The sequence below is a fragment of the Mesorhizobium sp. M0830 genome, assembly GCF_040319965.1.
In the GTDB taxonomy this organism is placed as follows: Bacteria; Pseudomonadota; Alphaproteobacteria; order Rhizobiales; family Rhizobiaceae; genus Mesorhizobium.
The window spans coordinates 170226-193509 of record NZ_JAMYOR010000001.1 but is presented as its reverse complement, the minus strand read 5'-3'; the positions used below and the strand labels follow the sequence as shown (position 1 = coordinate 193509).

Annotated in this window: 25 protein-coding genes; 21 read left to right on the top strand and 4 right to left on the bottom strand. The window is 63.0% G+C overall.

Going from position 1 to position 23284, the window contains the following annotated elements; translation table 11 throughout:
- Positions 1 to 225 precede the first annotated feature (225 nt).
- The 3 genes from NKI20_RS00830 to NKI20_RS00820 all read right to left on the bottom strand — a co-directional run bounded on the left by NKI20_RS00830 (position 226) and on the right by NKI20_RS00820 (position 2418).
- The gene (locus tag NKI20_RS00830; protein WP_352485760.1) at positions 226 to 522 is read right to left on the bottom strand and encodes a nucleotidyltransferase family protein; all 297 of its coding nucleotides are present in this window, start codon (positions 520 to 522) and stop codon (positions 226 to 228) included.
- Between the two features lie 48 nt (positions 523 to 570).
- Positions 571 to 1602, bottom strand: coding sequence for a porphobilinogen synthase (gene hemB, locus NKI20_RS00825; RefSeq protein ID WP_023759912.1), 1032 nt, complete (start codon positions 1600 to 1602; stop codon positions 571 to 573).
- A gap of 99 nt (positions 1603 to 1701) precedes the next feature.
- Positions 1702 to 2418 (bottom strand): DUF8605 domain-containing protein, encoded by a 717-nt coding sequence (locus NKI20_RS00820; protein WP_352827626.1) that lies wholly within the window; start codon positions 2416 to 2418, stop codon positions 1702 to 1704.
- On the opposite strand from NKI20_RS00820, the gene NKI20_RS00815 reads away from it, so the two are divergent.
- The 21 genes from NKI20_RS00815 to NKI20_RS00715 all read left to right on the top strand — a co-directional run bounded on the left by NKI20_RS00815 (position 2332) and on the right by NKI20_RS00715 (position 22463).
- Positions 2332 to 2568: a hypothetical protein gene (locus NKI20_RS00815; protein ID WP_352827648.1), complete on the top strand. Its 237-nt coding sequence runs from the start codon at positions 2332 to 2334 to the stop codon at positions 2566 to 2568. The genes NKI20_RS00820 and NKI20_RS00815 overlap by 87 nt on opposite strands.
- Before the next feature lie 274 nt (positions 2569 to 2842).
- Positions 2843 to 3886, top strand: a complete 1044-nt coding sequence (locus NKI20_RS00810) for an enoyl-CoA hydratase/isomerase family protein (protein ID WP_352827429.1) — start codon at positions 2843 to 2845, stop codon at positions 3884 to 3886.
- Positions 3883 to 4305 (top strand): DUF6163 family protein, encoded by a 423-nt coding sequence (locus NKI20_RS00805; protein WP_352827428.1) that lies wholly within the window; start codon positions 3883 to 3885, stop codon positions 4303 to 4305. The genes NKI20_RS00810 and NKI20_RS00805 overlap by 4 nt, the downstream gene beginning before the upstream one ends.
- Before the next feature lie 238 nt (positions 4306 to 4543).
- Positions 4544 to 5059 carry a transcriptional regulator LdtR gene (gene ldtR, locus NKI20_RS00800; protein ID WP_008875359.1) on the top strand — a complete coding sequence of 172 codons (516 nt, stop codon included), beginning with the start codon at positions 4544 to 4546 and terminating at the stop codon, positions 5057 to 5059.
- A gap of 350 nt (positions 5060 to 5409) precedes the next feature.
- Positions 5410 to 6663, top strand: a complete 1254-nt coding sequence (locus NKI20_RS00795; RefSeq protein ID WP_352605224.1) for a L,D-transpeptidase family protein — start codon at positions 5410 to 5412, stop codon at positions 6661 to 6663.
- Between the two features lie 144 nt (positions 6664 to 6807).
- Positions 6808 to 8454 carry a Na+/H+ antiporter gene (locus NKI20_RS00790; protein ID WP_352827426.1) on the top strand — a complete coding sequence of 549 codons (1647 nt, stop codon included), beginning with the start codon at positions 6808 to 6810 and terminating at the stop codon, positions 8452 to 8454.
- A 177-nt stretch (positions 8455 to 8631) separates the two neighbouring features.
- Positions 8632 to 9945, top strand: coding sequence for a serine hydroxymethyltransferase (glyA, locus tag NKI20_RS00785; protein ID WP_352827424.1), 1314 nt, complete (start codon positions 8632 to 8634; stop codon positions 9943 to 9945).
- A gap of 81 nt (positions 9946 to 10026) precedes the next feature.
- The gene (locus NKI20_RS00780; protein ID WP_352827624.1) at positions 10027 to 10617 is read left to right on the top strand and encodes a hypothetical protein; all 591 of its coding nucleotides are present in this window, start codon (positions 10027 to 10029) and stop codon (positions 10615 to 10617) included.
- A 47-nt stretch (positions 10618 to 10664) separates the two neighbouring features.
- Positions 10665 to 10994 carry a GlpM family protein gene (locus NKI20_RS00775; RefSeq protein ID WP_352605228.1) on the top strand — a complete coding sequence of 110 codons (330 nt, stop codon included), beginning with the start codon at positions 10665 to 10667 and terminating at the stop codon, positions 10992 to 10994.
- 95 nt (positions 10995 to 11089) lie between these two features.
- The gene (gene nrdR, locus NKI20_RS00770; protein WP_256750776.1) at positions 11090 to 11569 is read left to right on the top strand and encodes a transcriptional regulator NrdR; all 480 of its coding nucleotides are present in this window, start codon (positions 11090 to 11092) and stop codon (positions 11567 to 11569) included.
- Between the two features lie 2 nt (positions 11570 to 11571).
- Entirely contained in the window at positions 11572 to 12687 is a 1116-nt protein-coding gene (gene ribD, locus NKI20_RS00765) for a bifunctional diaminohydroxyphosphoribosylaminopyrimidine deaminase/5-amino-6-(5-phosphoribosylamino)uracil reductase RibD (protein WP_352827421.1), read from the top strand.
- Between the two features lie 11 nt (positions 12688 to 12698).
- Positions 12699 to 13316, top strand: a complete 618-nt coding sequence (locus NKI20_RS00760) for a riboflavin synthase (RefSeq protein ID WP_352827418.1) — start codon at positions 12699 to 12701, stop codon at positions 13314 to 13316.
- Positions 13316 to 13519, top strand: coding sequence for a type II toxin -antitoxin system TacA 1-like antitoxin (locus tag NKI20_RS00755; protein ID WP_352827416.1), 204 nt, complete (start codon positions 13316 to 13318; stop codon positions 13517 to 13519). Before NKI20_RS00760 ends, NKI20_RS00755 begins: the two co-directional genes overlap by 1 nt.
- Before the next feature lie 107 nt (positions 13520 to 13626).
- A complete protein-coding gene (locus tag NKI20_RS00750; protein WP_023759900.1) occupies positions 13627 to 14121 on the top strand; it encodes a 6,7-dimethyl-8-ribityllumazine synthase in 495 nt (164 codons plus the stop codon).
- Entirely contained in the window at positions 14118 to 14618 is a 501-nt protein-coding gene (gene nusB / locus NKI20_RS00745) for a transcription antitermination factor NusB (RefSeq protein ID WP_023798402.1), read from the top strand. Before NKI20_RS00750 ends, nusB begins: the two co-directional genes overlap by 4 nt.
- Positions 14615 to 15832: an MFS transporter gene (locus NKI20_RS00740; protein WP_352827414.1), complete on the top strand. Its 1218-nt coding sequence runs from the start codon at positions 14615 to 14617 to the stop codon at positions 15830 to 15832. Before nusB ends, NKI20_RS00740 begins: the two co-directional genes overlap by 4 nt.
- A 178-nt stretch (positions 15833 to 16010) precedes the next feature.
- Positions 16011 to 16922, top strand: a complete 912-nt coding sequence (gene osmF / locus NKI20_RS00735; RefSeq protein ID WP_352605236.1) for a glycine betaine ABC transporter substrate-binding protein OsmF — start codon at positions 16011 to 16013, stop codon at positions 16920 to 16922.
- A gap of 313 nt (positions 16923 to 17235) precedes the next feature.
- Positions 17236 to 18399: an ABC transporter permease gene (locus NKI20_RS00730; protein WP_352605238.1), complete on the top strand. Its 1164-nt coding sequence runs from the start codon at positions 17236 to 17238 to the stop codon at positions 18397 to 18399.
- Positions 18396 to 19334, top strand: a complete 939-nt coding sequence (locus tag NKI20_RS00725; protein ID WP_352605240.1) for an ABC transporter ATP-binding protein — start codon at positions 18396 to 18398, stop codon at positions 19332 to 19334. The genes NKI20_RS00730 and NKI20_RS00725 overlap by 4 nt, the downstream gene beginning before the upstream one ends.
- Positions 19331 to 20080, top strand: coding sequence for an ABC transporter permease (locus tag NKI20_RS00720; protein ID WP_352605242.1), 750 nt, complete (start codon positions 19331 to 19333; stop codon positions 20078 to 20080). The genes NKI20_RS00725 and NKI20_RS00720 overlap by 4 nt, the downstream gene beginning before the upstream one ends.
- Before the next feature lie 241 nt (positions 20081 to 20321).
- Positions 20322 to 22463, top strand: a complete 2142-nt coding sequence (locus tag NKI20_RS00715; protein WP_352605244.1) for a sodium-translocating pyrophosphatase — start codon at positions 20322 to 20324, stop codon at positions 22461 to 22463.
- Between the two features lie 296 nt (positions 22464 to 22759).
- Here NKI20_RS00715 and NKI20_RS00710 read toward each other — a convergent pair whose 3' ends face one another.
- On the bottom strand, positions 22760 to 23275 hold the full coding sequence (locus NKI20_RS00710; protein ID WP_352605246.1) for an outer membrane protein assembly factor BamE: 516 nt from the start codon (positions 23273 to 23275) through the stop codon (positions 22760 to 22762).
- Between the last annotated feature and the right edge of the window lie 9 nt (positions 23276 to 23284).

Genomic DNA, 23284 nt, shown 5'->3' with positions numbered 1-23284 from the left:
TGCCCCCGCAGCCTGGCTGCTGGCCACAATTATTGGCGCCGCGATGCTTCGAGCATGCGTTCGACAGCAAGACGTAGTGGCGGCAGGCTGTCGGTCACTACAGCCCATACTATCGTTCCGGAGGGCTTGTGATATTCGTGACGCAAAATGTTGCCTGCGGTGGCAGCTGCGATGCCGTACAAGGCTATGATTTCGGCTAGAATCGGTCGATCCGGCGCACTGCCATCAGAATATGCGCACAGCAGATCGTTCGATATCGGCCTTCAACATGGGATTAAGGCTGTCACGGGTGGTGATATCGATCTCCGCTGACATCTTCTCTTCAAGAAATTGCTTGATGCCGACCAGATCGATCAGCGAAAAGTGCCTTGCAGGATCATAATCGATGAAGAGGTCGAGATCGCTGTCGGGCCCTGCGTCGCCCCGCAAAGTCGATCCGAAGAGATAAAGCGAAGTCGCGCCCATGCCTTTGATGGCATCTGCATTTCTCTGCAACCGCTCTATGACCTCATTCCTGCTCATGAATTCATTCTAACGGATTGCGTTAAAATTCCAAAACGACTTAGCGGTCTATCCCTTCAACAGCTTCGCCACTTCGGGGGCGAAGTAGGTGAGGATGCCGTCGCAGCCGGCGCGCTTGAAGGCCAGCAGGCTTTCAAGCATCGCCTTCTCGCCATCGATCCAGCCATTGGCGGCAGCGGCCTTGATCATCGAATATTCGCCGGACACCTGGTAGGCGAAGGTCGGCATCTGGAATTCGTCCTTCAGCCGCCGGATGATGTCGAGATAGGGCAGGCCGGGCTTGACCATCAGCATGTCGGCGCCTTCCGCGACGTCCTGTTCGGCCTCGCGCACCGCCTCGTCGGAATTGGCATGGTCGATGTAATAGGTCTTCTTGTCGCCCTTGAGCAGGCCGGCGGTGCCGACCGCCTCGCGATAGGGGCCGTAGAAGGCCGAGGCGAACTTAGTCGCGTAGGACATGATCGCCACGTCCTGGAAACCGTTGGCGTCCAGCGCGTCGCGGATAGCGCCGATGCGGCCGTCCATCATGTCGGACGGTGCGATGATGTCGGCGCCGGCCGCCGCCTGGATGACGGCCGCGGCGGTCACCTGTTCCACCGTCTCGTCGTTGACGACGATGCCGTCGCGCAGGATGCCGTCATGGCCGTGGCTGGTGAACGGGTCGAGCGCGGCGTCGGTGATGATGCCGATCTCCGGCACCGCGTCCTTGATCGCGCGGGTGGCGCGGTTGATGACGTTGTTGGGGTCGAGGATGTGCGAGCCGGTCTGGTCGCGCAGCGAGATGTCGACATTCGGGAAGGTGGCGAGTGCGGGAATACCGAGCTTTGCCGCGCGTTCGGCCTCCTTGACCGCGAGATCGATCGACAGCCGGAAGACGCCCGGCATGGCGGCGATCGGCTCGCGCACTTGTCTGCCGTCAACGACGAAGATCGGCCAGATCAGATCATCGACCGAGAGCCTGTTCTCCTGCACCAGACGGCGCGACCAGTCGGCTTTGCGCATGCGGCGCAAGCGGCGGCTGCCGGTGATGTCGTCGACGCTGCGAGCGCCGGCTGGCTTTGCGGGGGTGAATTTGTTCATCGCCAAAACTCCAGATCGGCGGCTTTTATCACGAGCCCTTGCCGCTGACCAATGCGACACGTTTGTGCCAGCAGATCGCCCGGAGGGCAGCACGGCCTGTCAAGGCGATCCATTGCCCGAAAGGATCTGAGCAGCACCCCGCATGGCGACACGAAACGCTTCATCGAAACTAACGCCGCGCACTTGCCAATGATAGGTCTTCCCGTCCGCTTTAAGCCGCCAATCGGCGATCCAGCCGAGGTCCTTGTCGCTCCACACGATGCTGCCGGCCAAGACTTGGCGGCTGCCGATACTTCTTGCAACATTGCCTAGCAGTTCGGGTGAGATAGGACCCACCTCTTCGAAAGTGAGTCCGGCCTTGGCGAGCGTGGCCTTGTTCGGAACGACAATCGACATCGCCATGGAGCCGGCGGCCGATTGAAAAGACTCTATCATGTACGGATTTTCGTTCCCATCACTGGCAAGGACGAAATGTCGGCGCGAGTCGTCTACAGCCAGGACGATGGAGAGCGTCGGCCGTTCGGTCAGCCAGGGCTTGCTGCCGAGCGAAGCCAGAACCGGGTCGATCGTCGCCGGCGTGTACTGGCAATAAAGGTCATGCGGCCGGTCATGAGTACCTTGCTCGTCATGAACCGGAATGCCTTCCATGCGGTCGCGGTAACGGAAGCCGGTGACGAAGCTGCCGGCCTTGTCGCGCAGTGCCGTCATCTCTGGTTTTTCCAGCAGGCGTTGGTCGCCGGAAACCCGGACCAGGACCTCATCGAGGCAGATCTTGAAACCTGCCTGGCGGTTTGGCTCGCCCTGGCCAGTGACGATGGTTTGGGATTTATAGAGATCGTCGATATCAGCCGCCTTGGCCAGACCATTGGCGGCGCAGATGGCCAGCAGGCCACCCAGAACAAGGGCAAGGCGCAAAAACGGCCGCATGTCTTACCGTCCGGTTCGAGGCTGTCAGCCACTCTCTAGCATCGGCTGCCGCCGGTGGCCAAGACGACGCGCTGGCGGCCCAGTTTTAACTTTATCCTGGATCCGGACACGGCTGCGTCTTCGACGAATGTCCTGAAGTCGGTTGGAGGTTCCAATGCTGATGCGCACCGATTTGGCTGGGCCGCAAAGGATGGCCTCTTTCTGCCCTCGAGATCCAAACTGACCCCGACCGGCAGGGCTTGGCATTGACGCGCCCATGCGCCACGCTCTAGCACTTCAATCCCGGCGGCGCGGGAGAAGGGATTCTTTCACGATGGATTTTGGCGGAGGCGACGAGATCCGCTTCGAACATCTGGGCCGTGCCGGCGTCATTACGTTGACGCGGCCGCAGGCGCTCAATGCCTTGACGCATCGCATGATCAGGGCGCTCGACGCTGCCCTTTCCGCCTGGGAAGCCGACCAGGGCGTCGATATCGTCGTCGTCAAGGCCGAGGGCAGGGCCTTTTCGGCAGGCGGCGACATACTGCATATCTATGAGACCGGCCGGGCGGGAAAACCGCCGGTCGATTTCTTCGCCGACGAATACCGGCTCAACGCCCGCATCAACAGCTTCAGGAAACCCTATGTCGCGCTCATCGACGGCATCGTCATGGGCGGGGGCGTCGGCATCTCGTTCCACGGCTCGCACCGGGTGATGACCGAAAATGCCCAGTTCGCCATGCCGGAGGTCGGCATCGGCTTTTTCCCGGATGTCGGTGCCAGCCACCTGCTGCCCGATCTCAGTGGCTCGTTCGGGATGTATCTGGCGCTGACGGGCAATCGTATCCGCTATGGCGATGCGCTGTGGTCGGGGCTGGCCACCCACACCATCAAGGCCGAGGATCAGGGCAGCTTCCTCGAACGGCTGACGTTGACCGGCGATCCGGAACCGGCGCTGCGCGGCTTCTTCTCTCACGCTAGGCGAGAGACCGACGGGCCGACGCTGGAGGCGATATCTCGCCATTTTTCGCAACCATCCTTGAAACGCGTCATCGACAGCCTGGAGCACGCGGCGGACACCGACGAGTTCGCCGCCAAGACGCTGGCGACGATCCGCACTCGCTCGCCGACCAGCCTGCGCGTCGCCTGGCGCCAGATCAGCGCCGGGCTGACACTGTCGATGGACGCTTGCATGAAGATGGAGTTCCGCATCCTCAACAGGATGCTTGTCGGCCACGATTTCTACGAGGGCATCCGCGCCGCCGTCATCGACAAGGACGCAAAACCGCAATGGCGTCCGGCTAGCCTCGATGCGATCAGCGAGGCGGATGTCGACGCCTATTTCGCTCCGCTCGGGGAACGGGAGCTCGTGCTTTGAGCGAGGTGACCTCGAGACGCGTCGTGCTGCAGCCTTCCGGGGTGGAGGTGATCTTTGCCTGGTTTCAGCGGGTCATATCAGCTTACTGCCTGCTGTTCGGCATTCTGTACTGGATCAAGCTGATCGGCTTCTACCCGGGCCCGCTGTGGCGTTTCGACCTGATGCCCGTGCACTGGCAAGTCGCTGCCGTGGTCCTCGCCGTTTTCTTTCCCTTCGCCGCTGCGGGCCTGTGGATGCTGGCGTCCTGGGGCCCGGTGATCTGGTTCATTTGCGCGGCGACCGAGACAGTGATGTATGCCGGCTTTCCCGAGCTTTTCGGCCACCACCTGCTGATTGTCGTCTCGCATGCCGCGGTGGCGGTGCTTTACATCGTCTTCCGCGTCATCATCTACCTGCAGAAGCGCCCCGTCCGCCACTAAGCCCTTGAGCACATTGGCGACCTGGCGGCTGCCTGAATTCAGCCCCGAAATCACTGCCGAAATCTTTAGGTTAATTATCCTTGCTCGGGTGACCGTTCGTTAAGCCTCTTTCGAAACCTATTACCGGTAAGCTCTTGTTAGCCCTAGCGTTTAAGTCGAATTTTATGAGTATTCGATAGTGTCGCGATCAAGGTGAAAAACAAAAAATCACCAGGGCGACAAACGAGAGGCAAAGACAATGATCAATTCGCGTCCGGCGGCGAAGACCGCCAACGTATCCGACGATCGCCGCGAGGCTATCCGTTCCCTGTACATGGAATCGCTGCAGCTTGTTGAGCGGCTTCACCGCCGCCTGCTTGATGTCATCAAGGACGAGTTCGACCGCAACGGCCGTTCCGACATCAATGCCATCCAGGCGCTGCTGCTGTTCAACATCGGCAATTCCGAACTGACAGCCGGAGAGCTGCGCTCGCGTGGCTACTATCTCGGCTCCAACGTCTCCTACAATCTGAAGAAGCTGGTCGATCTCGGCTTCATCAATCACCAGCGCTCACGCATCGACCGCCGTTCGGTCCGCGTCTCGCTGACCCCGAAGGGCAACGAGGTCGCGGAAGTCGTCGCCGGTCTCTACGAGCGCCATGTCGGCTCGATCGAGCAGGTCGGCGGCATCAACACCGACGAGTTCAAGCAGATGAACCGCGCTTTGCAGCGGCTCGACCGCTTCTGGAATGATACGATCGCCTACCGGATGTAAGGCGCAAACATCGTATCCGGCCCGCGCCACAGAAGCGCGGCCGAAATATCGACCTTCAGTCAGGGCCGGTGCCGAAAAGCATCGGTCCATTTCTTTTCGGGATGCCAGCCGGTCGGATTTGGACGCCAGGCCACGTTGCCGCCATATTCCAATGGAACCGAGAGTGGCAGTGATGCTGTGGTGAAGACCCTGCGTTCACCCCCAATCCGTATCGCGCCTCGTGCGTTGCACCAAGGTGATGCGGAGCATGGTTGGCTAATTGTTAAGATTGCCAATTTTAGAGTGCGGGCGAGATCGCCCGGTGATCAACGCAGCAAGTGATCGAACTGCTACAAATGTCTGGAACGTCCATGAAGACCAGCCGTCGTTTTTTCCTCTCCGGGGCCTCCGCGCTCGCAGCTGCGCTGGTTGCCGGCGGCGCCAATGCGCAGGATGTGATCGGTGATATCCTGAAGTCCTCGGCGCGCGGCAATTGGGACGATCAGTTCGATGCCCGCGCCAGCGAGGGCGGCAAGGTGGCCTCGACGCTGCCGATCTTCAGCCTGCAGACCGTCGCCTTCACCGAACAGGCGGTCGCGCAATATCAGAATATCGTCGGGCAGGGCGGCTGGGTAGAGGTTCCCGCGACCAAGAAACTGCAGCTCGGCGTCGATGATCCCGATGTGGTGCCGTTGCGCAAGCGGTTGATGGTTTCCGGCGACCTGGCACAAGGCGCCGGCATTTCGACGGCCTTCGATTCCTATGTCGACTCGGCGGTCAAGCGTTTCCAGTTGCGGCACGGCCTGCCTGCCGACGGTTCGCTCGGCAAATACACCTACGCGGCGATGAACGTTTCGGCGCAGATCCGGCTTGGCCAGTTGCAGACCAATCTGCAGCGGCTGCGCGAGAAGGCCGGCACGTTGGGCAACCGCTATGTGCTGGTCGACATTCCGGCGGCACAAATCGAAGCCGTCGAGAACGACCGCGTCGTGCTTCGCCACACCGCCATCGTCGGCAAGATCGATCGCCAGACGCCGATCGTCAATTCCAAGATCAACGAGATCATCGTCAACCCGTACTGGAACGCGCCGGTTTCGATCGTGCGCAAGGACATCATTCCGCTGATGCGGAAGAATCCCGATTATCTGAAGGACAGCCATATCCGCCTGTTCGCGCCGGACGGCAGCGAGGTCGATCCTCTCAATGTCGACTGGTCGACCGACGATGCCGCCAAGTATCGCTTCCGCCAGGACCCGGGTGCGGGCAACGCGATGGCTTCGGTCAAGATTAATTTCCCGAGCCCCGACGGCGTCTACATGCACGACACCCCGCAGCAGAGCCTGTTTGGCAAGATGATGCGTTTCGATTCCTCGGGCTGCGTGCGCGTGCAGAATGTGCGCGATCTCGTCACCTGGATCTTGCGCGACACCCCCGGCTGGGACCGCCAGCATTTCGAGGCGGCGATCAAGACTGGCGAAAACACGCCGATCCAGGTCACCAACCCGGTGCCGGTCCACTTCCTCTATCTCTCGGCCTGGTCGACCGGCCCAGGCGTCGTGCAGTTCCGCGACGACGTCTACGCGCTCGACGGCGCCAACGAGCTGCAGATCACGTCTTCGCTTTAAACTGTTGAGTTTTTTATAAAAAAGGCCGCCGCTCGGGGCGGCCTTTTCGTTGCTCGGGTCCCACTGCGTTTTTCGCGGGGGAGGCGCGGCTGGACGGATCAGCCGGCTTTGAGCATGGTCGGCGGGAAAGTCTGGAACCGGAACATGGAAGTCGCCGTCTTCATTCTGGTTGTGCTCGCCTTCGTCGCGCTTTCCGGCGCGTTGGTGCGCCTGGTTCGGGTGCCGCTGCCGGTGCTGCAGATTGCCATGGGCGCCGCACTCGCATGGCCGGTGCACGGCATCCATGTCGAGATCGATCCGGAACTGTTCCTGCTGGTGTTCATCCCGCCGCTGCTGTTTGGCGATGCCTATGGCGCGCCGAAGCGTGAATTGGTGGCTCTGCGCGGACCGATCCTGGATCTTGCCATCGGGCTCGTCTTCTTCACCATCGTCGGCTTCGGCTACGCCTTGCACTGGCTGGTGCCGAGCATCCCACTGGTTGTCGCTTTCGCGCTGGCCGCGGTGCTGTCGCCGACCGATGCTGTGGCTGTGTCTTCGATCGTCGACAAGAATGTCGTTCCGGCGCGGCTGATGCACATTCTCGAAGGCGAGTCGCTGCTCAACGATGCGTCGGGCCTCGTCATGTTCCGCTTCGCCGTGGCAGCAGCACTGACCGGCAGCTTTTCCTTTGCCGCGGCATCACTGAGTTTCCTCTACGCCGTGGCGATCGGCATCCTGATCGGCGTCGCGGCGTTGTTCGTCGCCGCCAAGCTGCTGCAAGTGCTCAACCGCATCGGCGGCGTGCCAGCCGAGGCGCAGGTGTTGGTCATGATCCTGCTGCCCTTCATAGCTTATCTCGGCGCCGAGCACGTCGGAGCGTCCGGCATCCTGGCGGCGGTCGCCGCCGGCCTGCTCGCCGGTGGCTCCGGCGTGTTCCGCTTCCTCGGCGTCTCGGCGCGCATGCAGACGATGTCGCTGTGGATGACGCTTTCCTTCGTTTTCAACGGCGCTCTCTTCATCGTGCTCGGCCTGCAGCTTCCCGACATCATCCGCCATGTGCCGCCGGAACTGATGAGCCTGCATCCGATCATCCAACCGATCGCGACTGTTATTGCGCTGACGCTGTGCCTGATCGCGCTACGCTTCCTGTGGATTTGGATCGGCGATATCGCGGCCGGTATCGCCGCGCGTCTGGGCAAGCGCAAGGCGGAGCCGTTCGGGCTGCGCGTGCGGCTCGCCGGTTCCGTGGCCGGTGTGCGCGGCGCGATCACGCTGGCCGGCATATTGTCGCTGCCGCTCGCCATGCCGGACGGCTCGCCGTTTCCGGCGCGCAATCTGGTTATCTTCCTCGCCGCCGGCGTGATCATCTGCTCGCTGGTCTTCGCCAGTCTCGCTCTGCCGGCAATCGCCAAGGGGCTGGTCCAACCGGGTGAGGATATCGGTGCCGCCGAGGAACGCCTTGCGCGTGTCGGCGCCGCCAAGGCGGCAATAGCGCGCATCGGGAGCATTGCGGCGGCGGAGGATGAGGGCGAAGGCGAAGTGCTCGGCGCCAGGCTTGCCGTCGCCGAGAATATCGTCGCCGGTTACCGGCGTCGCATCGCCGCCTCGGATGAAGCGGATGAAGCCCGCGCCGAGGCCCGCGAATCCGGAAGGCTGGAGCTGGAACTGCGGCTCGCCGGCATCGATGCCGAGCGCGCGGCCGTGCGTGACATGTTTCGCGCCGGCGAGATCAACGACCATACGTCGCAGGCGCTGTTTACCGAGATCACACTCACCGAAGCCTTGCTGAAAGGTCGGAAGGCGAGGAAATAGTCTCTTGTTGCCTCGCTGGCGCAAACCGGCCAGCAAATTTCGCGCCGTAAACGTGGCGGGGCGAAAACAACTGTGTTAATGGCCCGGCAAATGCATGTCGCCCAAAAGTGTGCAGCGGTTATGGGGCAACGACATGCCTAGACAAAATTGCCCCCGAACCCTCGAGGATTTCAGCCCATGGCAACAGCAGCGGCAGTGTCGAACAAGTTCGAATCTTTCTTCGAAACCACGTTGGAAGATGCCGATCCGGAGATTTTCGGCGCCATCCGCAACGAACTTGGCCGCCAGCGCCACGAGATCGAGCTGATCGCCTCGGAAAACATCGTTTCCCGCGCTGTACTTGAGGCGCAGGGCTCGATCATGACCAACAAATATGCCGAGGGCTATCCAGGCAAGCGCTATTATGGCGGTTGCCAGTTCGTCGATGTAGCCGAGGAACTGGCCATCGAGCGTGCCAAGAGGCTGTTCGGGTGCAACTTCGCCAACGTCCAGCCGAATTCCGGCAGCCAGATGAACCAGGCCGTGTTCCTGGCGCTCTTGCAGCCCGGCGACACTTTCATGGGCCTCGATCTCAATTCGGGCGGCCACCTGACCCACGGTTCGCCGGTCAACATGAGCGGCAAATGGTTCAAGGTCGTGTCGTATGGCGTGCGCAAGGACGACCATCTGCTCGACATGGACGCCATCGAGAAGACCGCGCATGAGACCAAGCCGAAGCTTATCCTGGCCGGCGGTACTGCCTATTCGCGCGTCTGGGACTGGAAGCGTTTTCGCGAGATCGCCGATGCGGTCGGCGCCTATCTCATGGTCGACATGGCGCACATTGCTGGCCTGGTCGCCGGCGGCGTGCATCCGTCGCCACTGCCGCACGCGCATGTCGTGACGACCACCACGCACAAATCGCTGCGCGGCCCGCGCGGCGGGATGATCCTGTGCAATGACGAGGACATCGCCAAGAAGATGAATTCGGCGGTATTCCCCGGCCTGCAGGGCGGCCCGCTGATGCATGTCATCGCCGCCAAGGCGGTTGCCTTCGGCGAAGCGCTGAAGCCGAGCTTCAAGGTCTATGCCGAAAGCGTCGCCGCCAACGCCAAGGCGCTCGCCTCCAGTCTCAAGGAAACCGGTCTCGATATCGTCTCCGGTGGCACCGACAACCATCTGATGCTGGTCGACCTGCGGCCCAAGAACGCCACCGGCAAGCGCGCCGAGGCGGCACTCGGCCGCGCCAACATCACCTGCAACAAGAACGGCATCCCGTTCGACCCGGAAAAGCCTTTCGTCACCTCGGGCGTGCGCCTCGGCACCCCGGCCGGCACCACGCGCGGCTTCGGCCAGGCCGAATTCCGCGAGATAGGCAAGCTGATCGCCGAAGTGCTGGACGGTCTCAAGGTCGCCAATTCCGACGAGGGCAATGCGGCTGTCGAAGCGGCGGTCAAGGCCAAAGTCGTGGCGCTGACCGATCGTTTCCCGCTCTATCCCTATCTCGGTTGACCTGACGCGAGGCGTCATCTCTTATCGGCCAGCGGCGCGCCTGCCCATTGTTGGGTGGCGCGCCGAACAGGAGATCTGATGATGCGCAATTTCCGCCTCACCACCCTTGGGGCCCATGGTTGGCTGGTCGCTTTCCTGACACTGTCCGGCAGTGCCTTCGCGCAGACCCAGCCCACTCCAAACGTACCTGCTACCGGCACCTTCGGCAGATGGGCCACCATCGTCGATGTCCTGGACACGGGCCAGGATGCGCGCAAAACCTGCGTCGCCTCGACCGCTTTCGTCGACAGCGGCGGCTATCCGGGTACGTTGACGCTTTCGATCTCGAATGGTGACGCCTTGCCGCCGGATGCTTACCCGGCGGTGACGATCGCCATAGGCAACAAGGATCTTCCGACCGGCAAGAAGATCGCGGCAAAATTCGGCGATGCCGCCGGCCAGGTTGCCGCAATCGTCTATTCCCACGATTCCGTGGCTGGCCGTCTCGCCTGGATGGTCGAGAACAAGCCCAAGACCAGCCTGGCGTTGCTGCGCGCCATGCGCCGTGCGACCACGCTCGACGTGGTCTTCGGCAAACAGCCGGTCGCGACCATCTCGATGGACGGTTTCTACAAGGCCTACCGCAGCCTTGGCATGTCCTGTGGCTTCGCGACAGCCGACGTCGCACCTTGAAGCTGCTGTCTGGCAGGCATTGGGCAGGCATTAGAGGGAAGCATTGAATGGATATCGTCTGGAAAGGCGTGGTCGGCGGATTGATGACGGCGCTGATCGTTTGGGCATCCAAACGCGGTAACATCTTGCCCGGGATCCTGCCGCTGGCACCGACCTTTGCCGTCATCGCGTTGCTCGCCGTGGGCGCCAGGGGCGAACCGGGCGGCTTTCGCGATGCCTGCCTCGCCGGCGTGAAGACCATTCCTGCCTATCTCGCTTTCCTTGGCGCCTGCTGGCTGTTCATCGATCGTGTCGACTACCGGCTGGCTGTTGCCGGCGGCATCGCCATCTGGCTGATTGCCGCGCTGGCAATCTTCCTCGCGCCTCGCTATCTCTGATGCGGCAGGCCGTCGAAGGGACGGAAATGCTTCAATCCGGGCCGGAAAGGCTCTAAGCCTTTCGCTTCGCCAGATTCGCCAACCAAAGGCTCTCCATGCGCTGTCCCTATTGCCAGTCCGAAGATACGCAGGTGAAGGATTCTCGCCCAGCCGAGGATGGCGCGGCGATCCGCAGGCGGCGCGTCTGCCCCGATTGCGGTGGCCGCTTCACCACATTCGAGCGCGTGCAGTTGCGCGACCTCGTGGTGGTCAAGAAATCGGGCCGCAAAGTGCCGTTCGACCGCGACAAGCTGCTGCGCTCGGTGGAGATCGCCGTGCGCAAGCGTAATGTCGATCCCGAGCGCATCGACCGCGCGGTGACCGGCATCGTGCGCCAGCTCGAAAGCTCCGGCGAGACGGAGGTTGCTTCGGGGGAGGTCGGCCGGCTGGTCATGGAAGCGCTGAAGTCGCTCGACGATGTCGCCTATGTCCGCTTCGCCTCGGTCTACCGCAATTTTCGCGAGGCCAAGGATTTCCACGAATTGCTGGGCGAACTCAAGGGAGACGAAGTCAAAGGCGAAGAGGACGCCAGCTGAGCATGACCGCAAGCGAACAGGCCGCCCTTGATCGCCGGTTCATGGCAGCGGCGCTCAGGCTGTCGCGGAAGAACGCCGGGCGCACCTCGACCAACCCGTCTGTCGGCACGCTGATCGTGCGCGATGACGGCAACGGTCCCATGATCGTCGGCACCGGCGTCACCGCGGTCGGCGGCCGCCCGCATGCCGAAACCGAGGCCCTGGCCGAGGCCGGCGAGCTAACGCGTGGTGCTACCGCCTATGTCACGCTGGAACCTTGCGCCCACCATGGCCGCACGCCGCCTTGCGCCAATGCGCTGGTCAATGCCGGCGTCGCGCGCGTCGTCGGCGCGGCCAGCGATCCCGATCCGCGCGTGTCCGGCAGGGGCTACGCAATCCTGCGTGCCGCCGGTGTCGAGGTGGTCGAGAAGGTCTTGGCCGGGGAAGCTGCCGAGCAGATGGCCGGCTATCTGATTCGATCGCTGAGAAAACGCCCCGAAGTGGTTCTCAAGCTTGCGCTTTCCAGCGACGGCAAGATCGGCAGGGAGGGCGAGGGGCAGGTGTCGATCACCGGCGATATCGCGCGCCGCGAGGTGTATCTGATGCGGGCCGAGGCGGACGGCATACTGATCGGCATCGGCACAGCCCTTGAAGACGATCCGGCCCTGACGGTACGCTTGCCGGGGCTGGAGAACCGTTCGCCGGCGCGCATCCTGCTCGACCGCCAGATCAGGTTGCCGGAGGCCTCGAAACTGGTGTCGGGCGTGGACCGGGTACCGCTCTATGTCGCCGCTAGCCTGGAGGCCGATCCGCAGCGGCGGACTATGCTGGAACGCGCCGGGGTGCGCTTCATCGGCACCGAAACACATGAAGGCGGTGTCGCACTGCCCGAACTGCTTGAGGATCTCGCCGCGCTCGGCATGGCAAGCGTGCTGGTCGAGGGCGGCGCCAAGGTGGCGAGCGCCTTCCTCGCCGATGGGTTGGTCGACCGCATCGTGCTGTTCCAAGGGCCGGAAGCGATCGGTGATGACGGCATTGCATCGCCGATCGACGCCGAGCATATCCCGGCAGGATTTCGCAAATTGCGCGAGATGCGTTTCGGCGAAGACAGCTATGCCGAGTGGAAAAGAGACATTTAGGATCAACATCGATGTTTACCGGAATTGTCACCGATGTCGGCACTGTCGCTTCCGTCAAGCCGCTCAGGGAAGGGGTGGGGTTGCGCATCGACACCACCTATGACCCCGAGACCATCGCCATCGGCGCCTCGATCTCCTGCGGCGGCGTCTGCCTGACGGTCACGGGCTTGCCCGACAGCGGCTCGAACGCGCGCTGGTTCGAGGTCGAGGCCTGGGAGGAGGCCCTCAGGCTGACGACGGCCATAGGCTGGAAATCGGGGACGCGGATCAATCTGGAGCGGGCGCTGAAGATCGGCGACGAACTCGGCGGCCACATCGTTTCGGGCCATGTCGACGGCATGGCCGAGATCGTCGAGCGCAAGGATGAGGGCGATGCGGTGCGCTTCACGCTGGAGGCGCCGCGCGACTTGGCGAAATTCATCGCGCCAAAAGGCTCGGTGGCGCTCGACGGCACCTCGCTCACCGTCAACAAGGTGGAAGGCACGCGCTTCGACGTGCTTTTGATCCACCATTCGCTGACCGTGACCACCTGGGGCGAGCGCAAGGTCGGCGACCGCGTCAATCTCGAGATCGACACCATGGCCCGCTACGCGGCGCGGCTGGCGGAGGCGGCGAAAGAGGGGCTTTGATGACTAAGGACAGAATGAATTCCCCGCAGGACGAAAAGCTGATGCGTGAGGCGCAGGCCGACATGAACGCCGAGGAGCACGAGCGGCTCGATCTGTCTCCCAACGACAGCAGATTCTTCATTGAGGCCTTGATCAATCCGCGATCGGCGAACGATCGACTGCGCGATACGGTGCGTCGCTACCGTGAGCCTACAGGCGTCTGAGCACTGGAAACCCGATAGGTTCTGCGGACCTTCGGCGTCGCGGGCAATCTTCTGCTTGCGATCAATCCGGCTTCGGCCTAAGTCACCGGCGATCCCCGGAGACTTTTATGGCTGGCACATCCCAACACGGCAAAGCGTTTATCCGTCCGAAGAAGAAGGCACGCGTTCTGATCATCGAGGCGCGCTTCCACGACGACCTTGCCGACGCGCTGCTCGATGGCGCGACAAGCGCGCTCGATGAAGCTGGAGCGACCTATGACGTTGTCACCGTCCCCGGTTCGCTCGAAATCCCCGCGGTGATTTCCTTCGCGCTCGACGGCATGGCCGAAGGCGGCACAAACTACGACGGTTTTGTTGCGCTTGGCACCGTCATCCGCGGCGACACCTATCATTTCGACATCGTCGCCAATGAATCCAGCCGTGCTCTTATGGATATCTCCGTGCAGGACTCCGTCTGCATCGGCAACGGCATCCTGACCACCGAGAACGACGCCCAGGCCTGGACGCGTGCAAAGCGCTCGGAAGGCGACAAGGGCGGCTTTGCCGCGCGTGCGGCGCTGACCATGATCGCCCTCAAAGAACAATTGGGAGCGCTATCGTGAGCGAACCCGCTTCGCCCGGCCAGCCCGCGGTGCGCCACGCCAACAAGCGCGGTGCTGCCCGTCTGGCCGCCGTGCAGGCGCTCTATCAGATGGATGTGGCCGGCAGCGGCGTCTTCGAGATCACGGCCGAATATGAGGCTTTTCGCCTCGGCAAGGAAGTCGACGGTGCGCTCTACCGCGAGGCCGATGCGCAATGGTTTCGCGCCATCCTGGCGGGTGTCGTCGAGAACCAGAAGACCATCGATCCCATCATCCGCCAGGCGTTGACAGAGGACTGGCCGCTGTCTCGGCTCGATTCGACGCTGCGCGCCATTCTTCGCGCCGGCGTCTATGAACTGATGAAGCGCGAGGATGTTCCTGTCGCCGTCATCGTCTCCGAATATGTCGACATCGCAAAGGCTTTTTACGAGGAAGACGAGCCGAAGCTGGTCAATGCCGTGCTCGACCGCGTGTCGCGCCGGGTGCGAGGCGAGGGGCGCGGCAAGGACGCATCATGACGGCAATTGCCGTTGAGGCAGGCAAGGAAGCGCGTCGCACCGCGCTGATCCTCGCCGCTTCGCAGGCGATCATCGGCTCGGCGGCCCCCATCGCCATCTCCATGGGGGCGCTGGCCGGGCAATATCTACTTGGCCCCGACAAATCATTGGCGACGGCGCCGATCACCGGCTTCAACATCGGCGTGGCGCTCGGCGCGCTGCCCGCAGCGGCCATTATCCGCGGCATGGGCCAGCGCGACGGCTTCATGATCGGCACGATCGTCACGGCGCTGGGCGGCTTGGTCGCCACGCTGGCGCTTTATCGGGGCAGCTTCTGGCTGTTTGCCTTTGGCTTGCTCACGATCGGTGTCGGTGGCGCCTTCGTCCAGCAGTTCCGCTTCGCCGCCGCTGACAATGCGCCGCCGGAATTCAAGGCGCGCGCCATCTCCTTCGTGCTGGCCGGGGGCATCGTCACCGCCATCCTCGGGCCGCAGATCGTCATCTTCACCCGCGAATTGTTGGCGCCGGTGATGTTTGCCGGTTCGTTCGCCGCCATCCTGCCGCTGGCCGCGGCCGGCGCCGTCATCCTGTCGTTCCTACGGCTGCCGGCGAAGACATCCAGCAGGGTAGAGATCACCGACAGCGACGCCAGGCCATTGGCCGAAATCGTGACGCAACCACGTTTCGTCGCCGCGCTTTTCTGCGCGGTCGGCAGCTATGCGTTGATGAGCTTCGTCATGACCGGCGCCCCGCTGGCCATGGTCGGTTGCGGCCTATCGGAGACCGATGCGACGCTAGGCATCTCCTGGCATGTGATGGCGATGTTCGCGCCGAGTTTCTTCACTGGCTCGTTGATCCATCGCTTCGGCCCCGAACGCATTGTGGCGACCGGCCTGATCCTGCTCATTGGCTGCGCCATTGTCGCCCTGTCGGGCCTGGCGTTGTGGCAATTCTGGACGTCGCTGATCCTGCTCGGCCTTGGCTGGAATTTTGGCTTTATCGGCGCCACGGCGATGGTGTCGGCCAGCTACCGGCCGTCCGAAAAGGGCAAGGTGCAAGGCTTCCACGACTTCGTCCTGTTCGGCTCCGTCGCCTGCGCCTCGCTGATGTCTGGCATGGTCTATAACGCCTGGGGCTGGGAGATGCTGAACTGGATGATATTCCCGGTCACCGTTCTGTGTTTCGTGGCGCTAGGCGCACTCAAGCTGACCGGCTTGCGCAAAGTCGAAGTCTGATCGCTCCGTCGCTTCACCGGACACAGCGCTGTCAGCATAAGGCCGGCCGCATCTGCCGCACCGCAACAAAAATATTGCGTCAGCGCGTATTGTTATGAAACCGTATGCCCCGACTGGCCGTTGAAGCCATGCTCATATGCGGCCACCGCATTCCGGTTCTTAGCAAGGGGTTTTCACGATGCTTTCAGTCAAGGTTCTGGCCGGCGCGGCATTGGCGCTCGGCATCACGGCGGCTTCCGCCAGTGCCCAGGTAGTTGTCTCCTCGAAGATCGACACCGAGGGCGGCGTGCTCGGCAACATCATCCAGCTGGTGCTCAACGCCAACAACATCAAGACATCAGACCGCATCCAGCTCGGCGGCACGCCAGTGGTGCGCAAGGCGATCACCGCCGGTGAGATCGACATCTATCCCGAATACACCGGCAACGCCGCCTTTTTCTTCGAGAAGGCCGACGATCCTGTGTGGAAGGATGCCGCCAAGGCCTATGAGACGGCCAAGAAGCTTGACTATGACGCCAACAAGATCGTCTGGCTGTCGCCGTCGCCCGCCAACAACACCTGGGCGATTGCGCTGCGCAAGGAGGTCGCCGAGACCAACAAGCTCGCCACGCTTTCAGACTTCGGCAGGTACGTCGCGGGCGGCGGTCAGGTGGTGCTGGCGGCTTCCGCCGAGTTCGTCAATTCGGCGGCAGCACTTCCGGCGTTCCAGACCACCTATGGCTTCACACTGAAGCCGGACCAGCTGATCACGCTCTCCGGCGGCGACACGGCGGCGACCATCGCCGCGGCAGCCAACCAGACCAATGGCGCCAACGCGGCCATGGTCTACGGCACCGATGGCGGCATCGCGCCGTCTGGCCTCGTCGTGCTCGACGATGACAAGGGCGTCCAGCCGGTCTACCAGCCGGCGCCGATCATCCGCGAAGCGGTGCTGAAACAACACCCCGAGATCGAGACGCTGCTGAAGCCGGTCTTCGCCAAGCTCGACCTCGTCACGCTGCAGGAACTGAACGGGCGCGTGCAGGTCGGCGGCGAGCCGGTCAAGGGAGTCGCCGAAGACTTCCTCAAGAAGAACGGGTTTTTGAAATAGTCTGCACCTAGCTCATAGTGACACCGGTGCAAGGCACCTCCCTCTGGAAGCTGCTGATCTCCCCACTTGCGGGGGAGATGTCCGGCAGGACAGAGGGGGGTGCTGCCCCGCCGACCTCTCAAACCGTCAAAGGTGCGTGCCTCGACAGGGTTGCTTCTGAACAAGCCGCTCGAAAGTTGGCGATCCTTCACACCCCCCTCTGGCCTGCCGGCCATCTCCCCCGCAAGGGGGGAGATTGGATATCGCGTCGGCTTTCGCTAATCCCCAGAGAGAGCTGCGAGACGTGGCAAATCGCTCCTCATGAGGGGCAGCCATGACCCTCCGCTTCGACAAGCTCGGCGTGGTGATCGCCGCGATATCAGCCTACGCGGCTTTTGCGGCGCCCTTTGCCACGTTCCGTGCCAACCGCATCGTCCCCGGTCAGGCGCGCTCGATTATCGAGGCATTGCCGGCAGCGACCGGGCCGATGCTGCTCGCCATCATAGTCGCCGCGGCACTTGTCGCGCTGTTCAGGACACCGCTCGCGCTGCGCCTGGCAGCCAGCGCGGTGGCGCTTGCCGCACTCGCGCTGCTGATCGGCGTCGCCGGCACATTTCTCACGCCGGCGGGCAACACCTTTGCGAGAATTTCGCCGGCCTCCGGTTTCTGGAGTCTCATCTTTGCCTTCACGCTCTTGCTCGCCGACGTGCTGACACGGCTGAATCTGTCGCCCTGGGCGAGGGTTGGCGCGCTCGTGGTCGCGGCTTTGGCGATCGGTCTGTTGTTGATTTCGGGAAGCTGGGACAATCTGTCGATCCTGAAGGAATATTTCAACCGCGCCGACAGTTTCTGGATCGAAGGTTCCAAGCACGTGACGCTGGCGCTTGGTTCGCTGCTTGCCGCGGTGGTTGTCGGCCTGCCGCTCGGCATCCTCTGCCATCGCGTCGAAGGGCTGCGCGCCGGCGTGCTCAACGTACTCAACATCATCCAGACCATTCCCTCGATCGCGCTGTTCGGCCTGCTGATCGCGCCGCTCGGCTGGGTTGCCACGCATGTGCCGGGGGCTGCTGCCCTCGGCATTCGCGGCATCGGCACCGCGCCCGCCTTCGTCGCGCTTTTCCTTTATTCGCTGCTGCCGGTTGTGGCCAACACCGTGGTCGGTCTCGCCGGTGTGCCGCGGGCCGCCAACGACGCCGCGCGCGGCATGGGCATGACCGAGAGGCAGCGCCTGTTCGGCGTCGAGTTTCCGCTGGCTTTTCCTGTCATCCTCACCGGCATCCGCATCGTCTTGGTGCAGAACATCGGCCTTGCCACCATTGCCGCTCTGATCGGTGGCGGCGGTTATGGCGTGTTCGTCTTTCAGGGTGTCGGCCAGACGGCGATGGACCTTGTGCTGCTCGGCGCGGTGCCGACGGTGGCACTCGCCTTCGCCGCCGCCATCGTCCTCGACGCGGTGATCGAAATGACCGCCACCAAGCGCAGGGTTGAAACGGCATGATCGAGATCGAAGGCATTACCAAGCGCTACGACGCAACGACGGTGGTCGATGATGTCTCGATGGTCATCGAGCCGCGCACCATCGCCGTTATCGTCGGCACGTCCGGATCGGGCAAGACGACGCTCCTGCGCATGATCAACCGGCTGGTCGAACCGACCTCGGGCATCATCAAGCTCGACGGCGCCGACAATCGTTCGCTGCCCGGTTACGAACTGCGCCGCAGCATCGGCTACGCGATCCAGGGCCACGGCCTGTTTCCGCATCGTACGGTGGCGCAGAACATTGCCACCGTGCCGGTGCTGCTCGGCTGGGACAAAGACCGCATCAAGGCCCGCGTCGACGAACTGATGACGCTTTACCAGCTCGATCCCGAAGTCTTCGGGCCGCGCTATCCGCACGAACTGTCCGGCGGCCAGCAGCAGCGCGTCGGCGTTGCCCGCGCGCTCGCCGCCGAGCCCAACGTGCTGTTGATGGACGAACCGTTCGGCGCGCTGGACCCGATCATCCGCACCAAGGCGCAAGAGGATCTGCTGGCGATCCAGAAGCGCTTCGGCACCACCATCATCCTCGTCACGCACGATATGGAAGAGGCCGTGCATTTGGGCGACAAGATTGCGGTGATGGACGCCGGCAAGCTTGTGCAATACGCAAAGCCCGCCGAAATCCTGGCGAAGCCGGCAAGCGCCTTCGTCGAAACCCTGGTCGGCGCCAGCGAGCGGCCGTTCCGGTTGCTGTCTCTCGGCCGCGTGCGCGACGCCGTGGAGAAAGGCGCCGCCGAAGGCGAAGCGATCCCCGGCGACGCCAGCCAGCGCGATGCACTGGCTGAATTGCTGTGGTCAGGCAGGCCGGCGCTGCCCGTCAAAGGCGCCGACGGCAAGCCGCTTGGCCGCGTCACGGTCGACGGTCTGGTGAAACGCGCGGCGAGGCCGGCATGAAGGCCTGGCCTCCATCGCTGCTCAGGCTAGCCTTGGTGGTGCTGCTCGTTGCTTTCGTCACCAATCCCGGCTGGTTCGAGCCGCTGCTGAAGCCGCTGACAGAGAACAACGCGCCGGTAATCTACAACCAGGGCAGCCTGCTGACGCTGACATTGCTGCATTTGCGCACCGTCCTGATCGCCACCGTGGCCGCGACCATCATCGCTGTAGCGCTTGCCATCCTGGTCACCAGGCCGGCCGGCGCCGAATTCCTGCCGCTGTCGCGCAGCCTGGTCAACATCGGCCAGACCTTTCCGCCGGTGGCGGTACTGGCGCTTGCCGTGCCGGCCGTCGGCTTCGGCGAGAGGCCGACCCTGATCGCGCTGTTTCTCTACGGCCTGCTGCCGATCTTCGAAAATGCGCTGACCGGCCTGACGACGCTGCCGGCCAATGTCGTCGAGGCGGCGCGCGGTGCCGGCATGACCGGCTGGCAAAGGCTCACCAAGGTCGAGCTGCCGCTCAGCGCCCCGATCATCCTCGGCGGCATCAGACTGTCGGTGGTGATCAGCCTTGCCACCGCCACCATCGGCTCGACGGTGGCCGCCAGGACCCTCGGCGAAGTGATCATCGCCGGGCTGTTGTCGAACAACCTCGCCTTCGTCCTGCAGGGCGGCCTGATCGTGGCGGCCCTGGCCGTCCTGATCTATGACGGCCTGTCGGCGATCGAGCGTTACACGGCGCGCCGCATGGGCCGGGAGGCAGAGTAGCCTCGTGCTGCGTCAGGGGCCAATTTCAATCGATCTAATAGGAGGGTACTGACGGCAGGTCATCGCTTGGTCCAAACCATTTGGGCGAAAGCCGGGCAAAAACCGAACAATATCTTGACGTTCGCAGCCCTGTTTCGCATACACCGCTGCGAAGAGGCGGATTCCGTGCGCGGAATCCGATCTTTGTCTCAACGGCCCAGGGAGGGGTTCTTTTGGGCCATCAATCGAGGAAAATCCGGCAATGACAATTATCTCCGCCGTCATCGCCTGCGGCCTGCTTTCAATCCTTTACGCCATCTGGGCGACACGTTCGGTCCTTGCGGCCGATCAGGGCAATGCACGCATGCAGGAAATCTCCGCGGCCATCCGCGAGGGCGCACAAGCCTATCTGGCGCGTCAGTACACCACCATCGCCATCGTTGGCGTCGTCGTCCTCGTGCTCGCCTGGTGGTTGCTGTCCATCACTGCCGCGGTCGGCTTCCTGATCGGTGCAGTGCTTTCGGGCTCCGCCGGCTTCATCGGCATGCATGTCTCCGTTCGCGCCAACGTTCGGACGGCTCAGGCCGCATCAAACAGCCTCGCTGCCGGCCTCGACATCGCGTTCAAGTCGGGCGCCATCACCGGCATGCTCGTTGCTGGCCTGGCCTTGCTTGGCGTGTCGATCTACTACCTTGTCCTGACTCACTTCTTGGGCCTTCAGCCCGATGACCGCATCGTCATCGACTCGCTGGTCTCGCTCGGCTTCGGCGCGTCGCTGATCTCGATCTTCGCCCGTCTCGGCGGCGGCATCTTCACCAAGGGCGCCGATGTCGGCGGCGATCTCGTCGGCAAGGTCGAAGCCGGTATTCCCGAGGATGATCCGCGCAACCCGGCCACCATCGCCGACAATGTCGGCGACAATGTCGGCGACTGCGCCGGCATGGCCGCCGACCTGTTCGAAACCTATGCGGTGACCGTTGTCGCCACCATGGTTCTCGGCTCCATCTTCTTTGGCGGCACCGCCGTTCTGGGTGCTGCGATGCTCTATCCGCTCGCCATTTGCGGCGCCTGCATCCTGACCTCGATCGTCGGCACTTTCTTCGTCAAGCTCGGCTCCAACGGCTCGATCATGGGCGCCCTCTACAAGGGCCTGATCGTCACCGGCCTGTTGTCCGTCGTCGGTCTCGGCGTCGCAACCTCCGTATGCCTTGGCTGGGGCGAGATCGGCACTGTCGCCGGCATGGTCATCACCGGCAAGAACCTGTTCATCTGCGGCCTGATCGGCCTCGCGGTGACCGGTCTCATCGTCGTGATCACCGAATACTACACCGGCACCAACAAGCGCCCGGTCAACTCCATTGCCCAGGCGTCGGTGACCGGTCACGGCACCAACGTCATCCAGGGCCTTGCGGTCTCGCTGGAATCGACGGCACTGCCGGCGATCGTCATCGTCGGCGGCATCATCTCGACCTATCAGCTCGCCGGGCTCTATGGCACGGCGATCGCGGTCACGACGATGCTCGGCCTTGCCGGCATGATCGTTGCGCTCGACGCCTTTGGCCCGGTCACCGACAATGCCGGCGGCATCGCTGAAATGGCCGGCCTGCCCAAGGAAGTGCGCCACTCCACCGACGCGCTCGACGCGGTCGGCAACACCACCAAGGCGGTGACCAAGGGCTACGCCATCGGTTCGGCCGGCCTCGGCGCGCTGGTGCTGTTCGCCGCTTATTCGAACGACCTGAAGTTCTTTGCCGCCAATGGCGACAAATATCCCTACTTCCAGGGCATGGGCGAGATCTCCTTCGATCTCTCCAACCCTTACGTCGTCGCCGGTCTGATCTTCGGCGGCCTGATCCCGTATCTGTTCGGCGGCATCGCCATGACGGCTGTCGGCCGTGCGGCCGGCGCCATCGTCGAGGAGGTGCGCAAGCAGTTCCGCGAGGATCCGGGCATCATGGCCGGCACCTCCAAGCCGAACTACGCCCGCGCGGTCGATCTTCTGACAAAGGCGGCGATCCGGGAAATGATCATCCCGTCTCTGCTGCCGGTGCTGGCGCCGCTCGTCGTCTATTTCGGCGTGCTGCTGATCTCGGGCTCGAAGGCGTCCGCCTTTGCAGCGCTGGGAGCCTCGCTGCTCGGCGTCATCGTCAACGGCCTGTTCGTCGCTATCTCGATGACCTCGGGTGGCGGCGCCTGGGACAACGCCAAGAAGTCCTTCGAGGACGGCTTCGTCGACAAGGACGGCGTCAAGCACCGCAAGGGCTCCGAGGCGCACAAGGCTTCGGTGACCGGCGACACGGTCGGCGATCCCTACAAGGACACCGCTGGCCCGGCCGTCAACCCGGCGATCAAGATCACCAACATCGTGGCTCTCCTGCTGCTGGCCGTACTCGCGCACGGCTGATCGAAGAGCATTGGTCGAAACAAAACCCGCGGGAGCGATCCCGCGGGTTTTGCTATTGAACGATAACGACGCCGATCCCTCAGTGCTTCTTCTTGGCCCGGCCTTCGCTGCGTTCGCGATAACGCAAGCGTCCAAGCCTGGCCGGCGTCTCGACTGTCGGCCACCCCAATTCTGTTTGGCGAGCATACCGCCGTCTCGCCTTGACCGTGGCCACAACAAAAACCCGCAGGATCGCTCCCGCGGGTTTTTGGTCGCCTGAGATGGTGCTGCCCTCCTCAAGGGAAGGCGGTCTGAGATCAGGGAGTGCCGCCGCCGGGAACGCCGGGGGCCAGCTTGCTGGCGCCGTTGATGATCTGGCTGAGGAAGTTCTGGTCCTTGCCGCCGGTCGGTGTGGTGCGCGAGATGAAGTCGAAAATCTTGCCGTCCTTCAAGCCATATTTGGCGATCTGGGTGACGCGGCCGTCGGCGCCGAAATAGACCGCCAGCACCTTCTGGTCGATGAGCCTCGGCTTGTCGAAGGCCACGTAGCGCTTGCGCGTCTGCGAAATGTAGTAGAATGCCTCATTGTCGAAGGTCGCCGTCGTCGACGGCGTGCCGAGCGCCAGCAGCACCTGCTCGCGGCTTGAACCGACGGGCACCGAATCGATTGCCTGCTGGTCGATGACATACCCTTGCGTCAGCGTCTCGCTCGGGCTGAGGTCACCGATCATCTTGGAGGTGTGGCAGGCGGAAAGCGCCGAAATGATAACCAGCAGCGAGATTGCGCCGGCGGGCCTGGACGAGTAGGTCGACTTGAAATTCAGCGCGCGCAACAACAACTC

Excerpts from the sequence above, each read along its gene's own strand:
- NKI20_RS00830 (WP_352485760.1), bottom strand. The coding sequence starts at position 522 with ATGAGCAGGAATGAGGTCATAGAGCGGTTGCAGAGAAATGCAGATGCC.
- hemB (WP_023759912.1), bottom strand. The coding sequence starts at position 1,602 with ATGAACAAATTCACCCCCGCAAAGCCAGCCGGCGCTCGCAGCGTCGAC.
- NKI20_RS00810 (WP_352827429.1), top strand. The coding sequence starts at position 2,843 with ATGGATTTTGGCGGAGGCGACGAGATCCGCTTCGAACATCTGGGCCGT.
- ldtR (WP_008875359.1), top strand. The coding sequence starts at position 4,544 with ATGATCAATTCGCGTCCGGCGGCGAAGACCGCCAACGTATCCGACGAT.
- NKI20_RS00795 (WP_352605224.1), top strand. The coding sequence starts at position 5,410 with ATGAAGACCAGCCGTCGTTTTTTCCTCTCCGGGGCCTCCGCGCTCGCA.
- NKI20_RS00790 (WP_352827426.1), top strand. The coding sequence starts at position 6,808 with ATGGAAGTCGCCGTCTTCATTCTGGTTGTGCTCGCCTTCGTCGCGCTT.
- glyA (WP_352827424.1), top strand. The coding sequence starts at position 8,632 with ATGGCAACAGCAGCGGCAGTGTCGAACAAGTTCGAATCTTTCTTCGAA.
- NKI20_RS00780 (WP_352827624.1), top strand. The coding sequence starts at position 10,027 with ATGCGCAATTTCCGCCTCACCACCCTTGGGGCCCATGGTTGGCTGGTC.
- NKI20_RS00775 (WP_352605228.1), top strand. The coding sequence starts at position 10,665 with ATGGATATCGTCTGGAAAGGCGTGGTCGGCGGATTGATGACGGCGCTG.
- nrdR (WP_256750776.1), top strand. The coding sequence starts at position 11,090 with ATGCGCTGTCCCTATTGCCAGTCCGAAGATACGCAGGTGAAGGATTCT.
- ribD (WP_352827421.1), top strand. The coding sequence starts at position 11,572 with ATGACCGCAAGCGAACAGGCCGCCCTTGATCGCCGGTTCATGGCAGCG.
- NKI20_RS00760 (WP_352827418.1), top strand. The coding sequence starts at position 12,699 with ATGTTTACCGGAATTGTCACCGATGTCGGCACTGTCGCTTCCGTCAAG.
- NKI20_RS00755 (WP_352827416.1), top strand. The coding sequence starts at position 13,316 with ATGACTAAGGACAGAATGAATTCCCCGCAGGACGAAAAGCTGATGCGT.
- NKI20_RS00750 (WP_023759900.1), top strand. The coding sequence starts at position 13,627 with ATGGCTGGCACATCCCAACACGGCAAAGCGTTTATCCGTCCGAAGAAG.
- NKI20_RS00740 (WP_352827414.1), top strand. The coding sequence starts at position 14,615 with ATGACGGCAATTGCCGTTGAGGCAGGCAAGGAAGCGCGTCGCACCGCG.
- osmF (WP_352605236.1), top strand. The coding sequence starts at position 16,011 with ATGCTTTCAGTCAAGGTTCTGGCCGGCGCGGCATTGGCGCTCGGCATC.
- NKI20_RS00730 (WP_352605238.1), top strand. The coding sequence starts at position 17,236 with ATGACCCTCCGCTTCGACAAGCTCGGCGTGGTGATCGCCGCGATATCA.
- NKI20_RS00725 (WP_352605240.1), top strand. The coding sequence starts at position 18,396 with ATGATCGAGATCGAAGGCATTACCAAGCGCTACGACGCAACGACGGTG.
- NKI20_RS00720 (WP_352605242.1), top strand. The coding sequence starts at position 19,331 with ATGAAGGCCTGGCCTCCATCGCTGCTCAGGCTAGCCTTGGTGGTGCTG.
- NKI20_RS00715 (WP_352605244.1), top strand. The coding sequence starts at position 20,322 with ATGACAATTATCTCCGCCGTCATCGCCTGCGGCCTGCTTTCAATCCTT.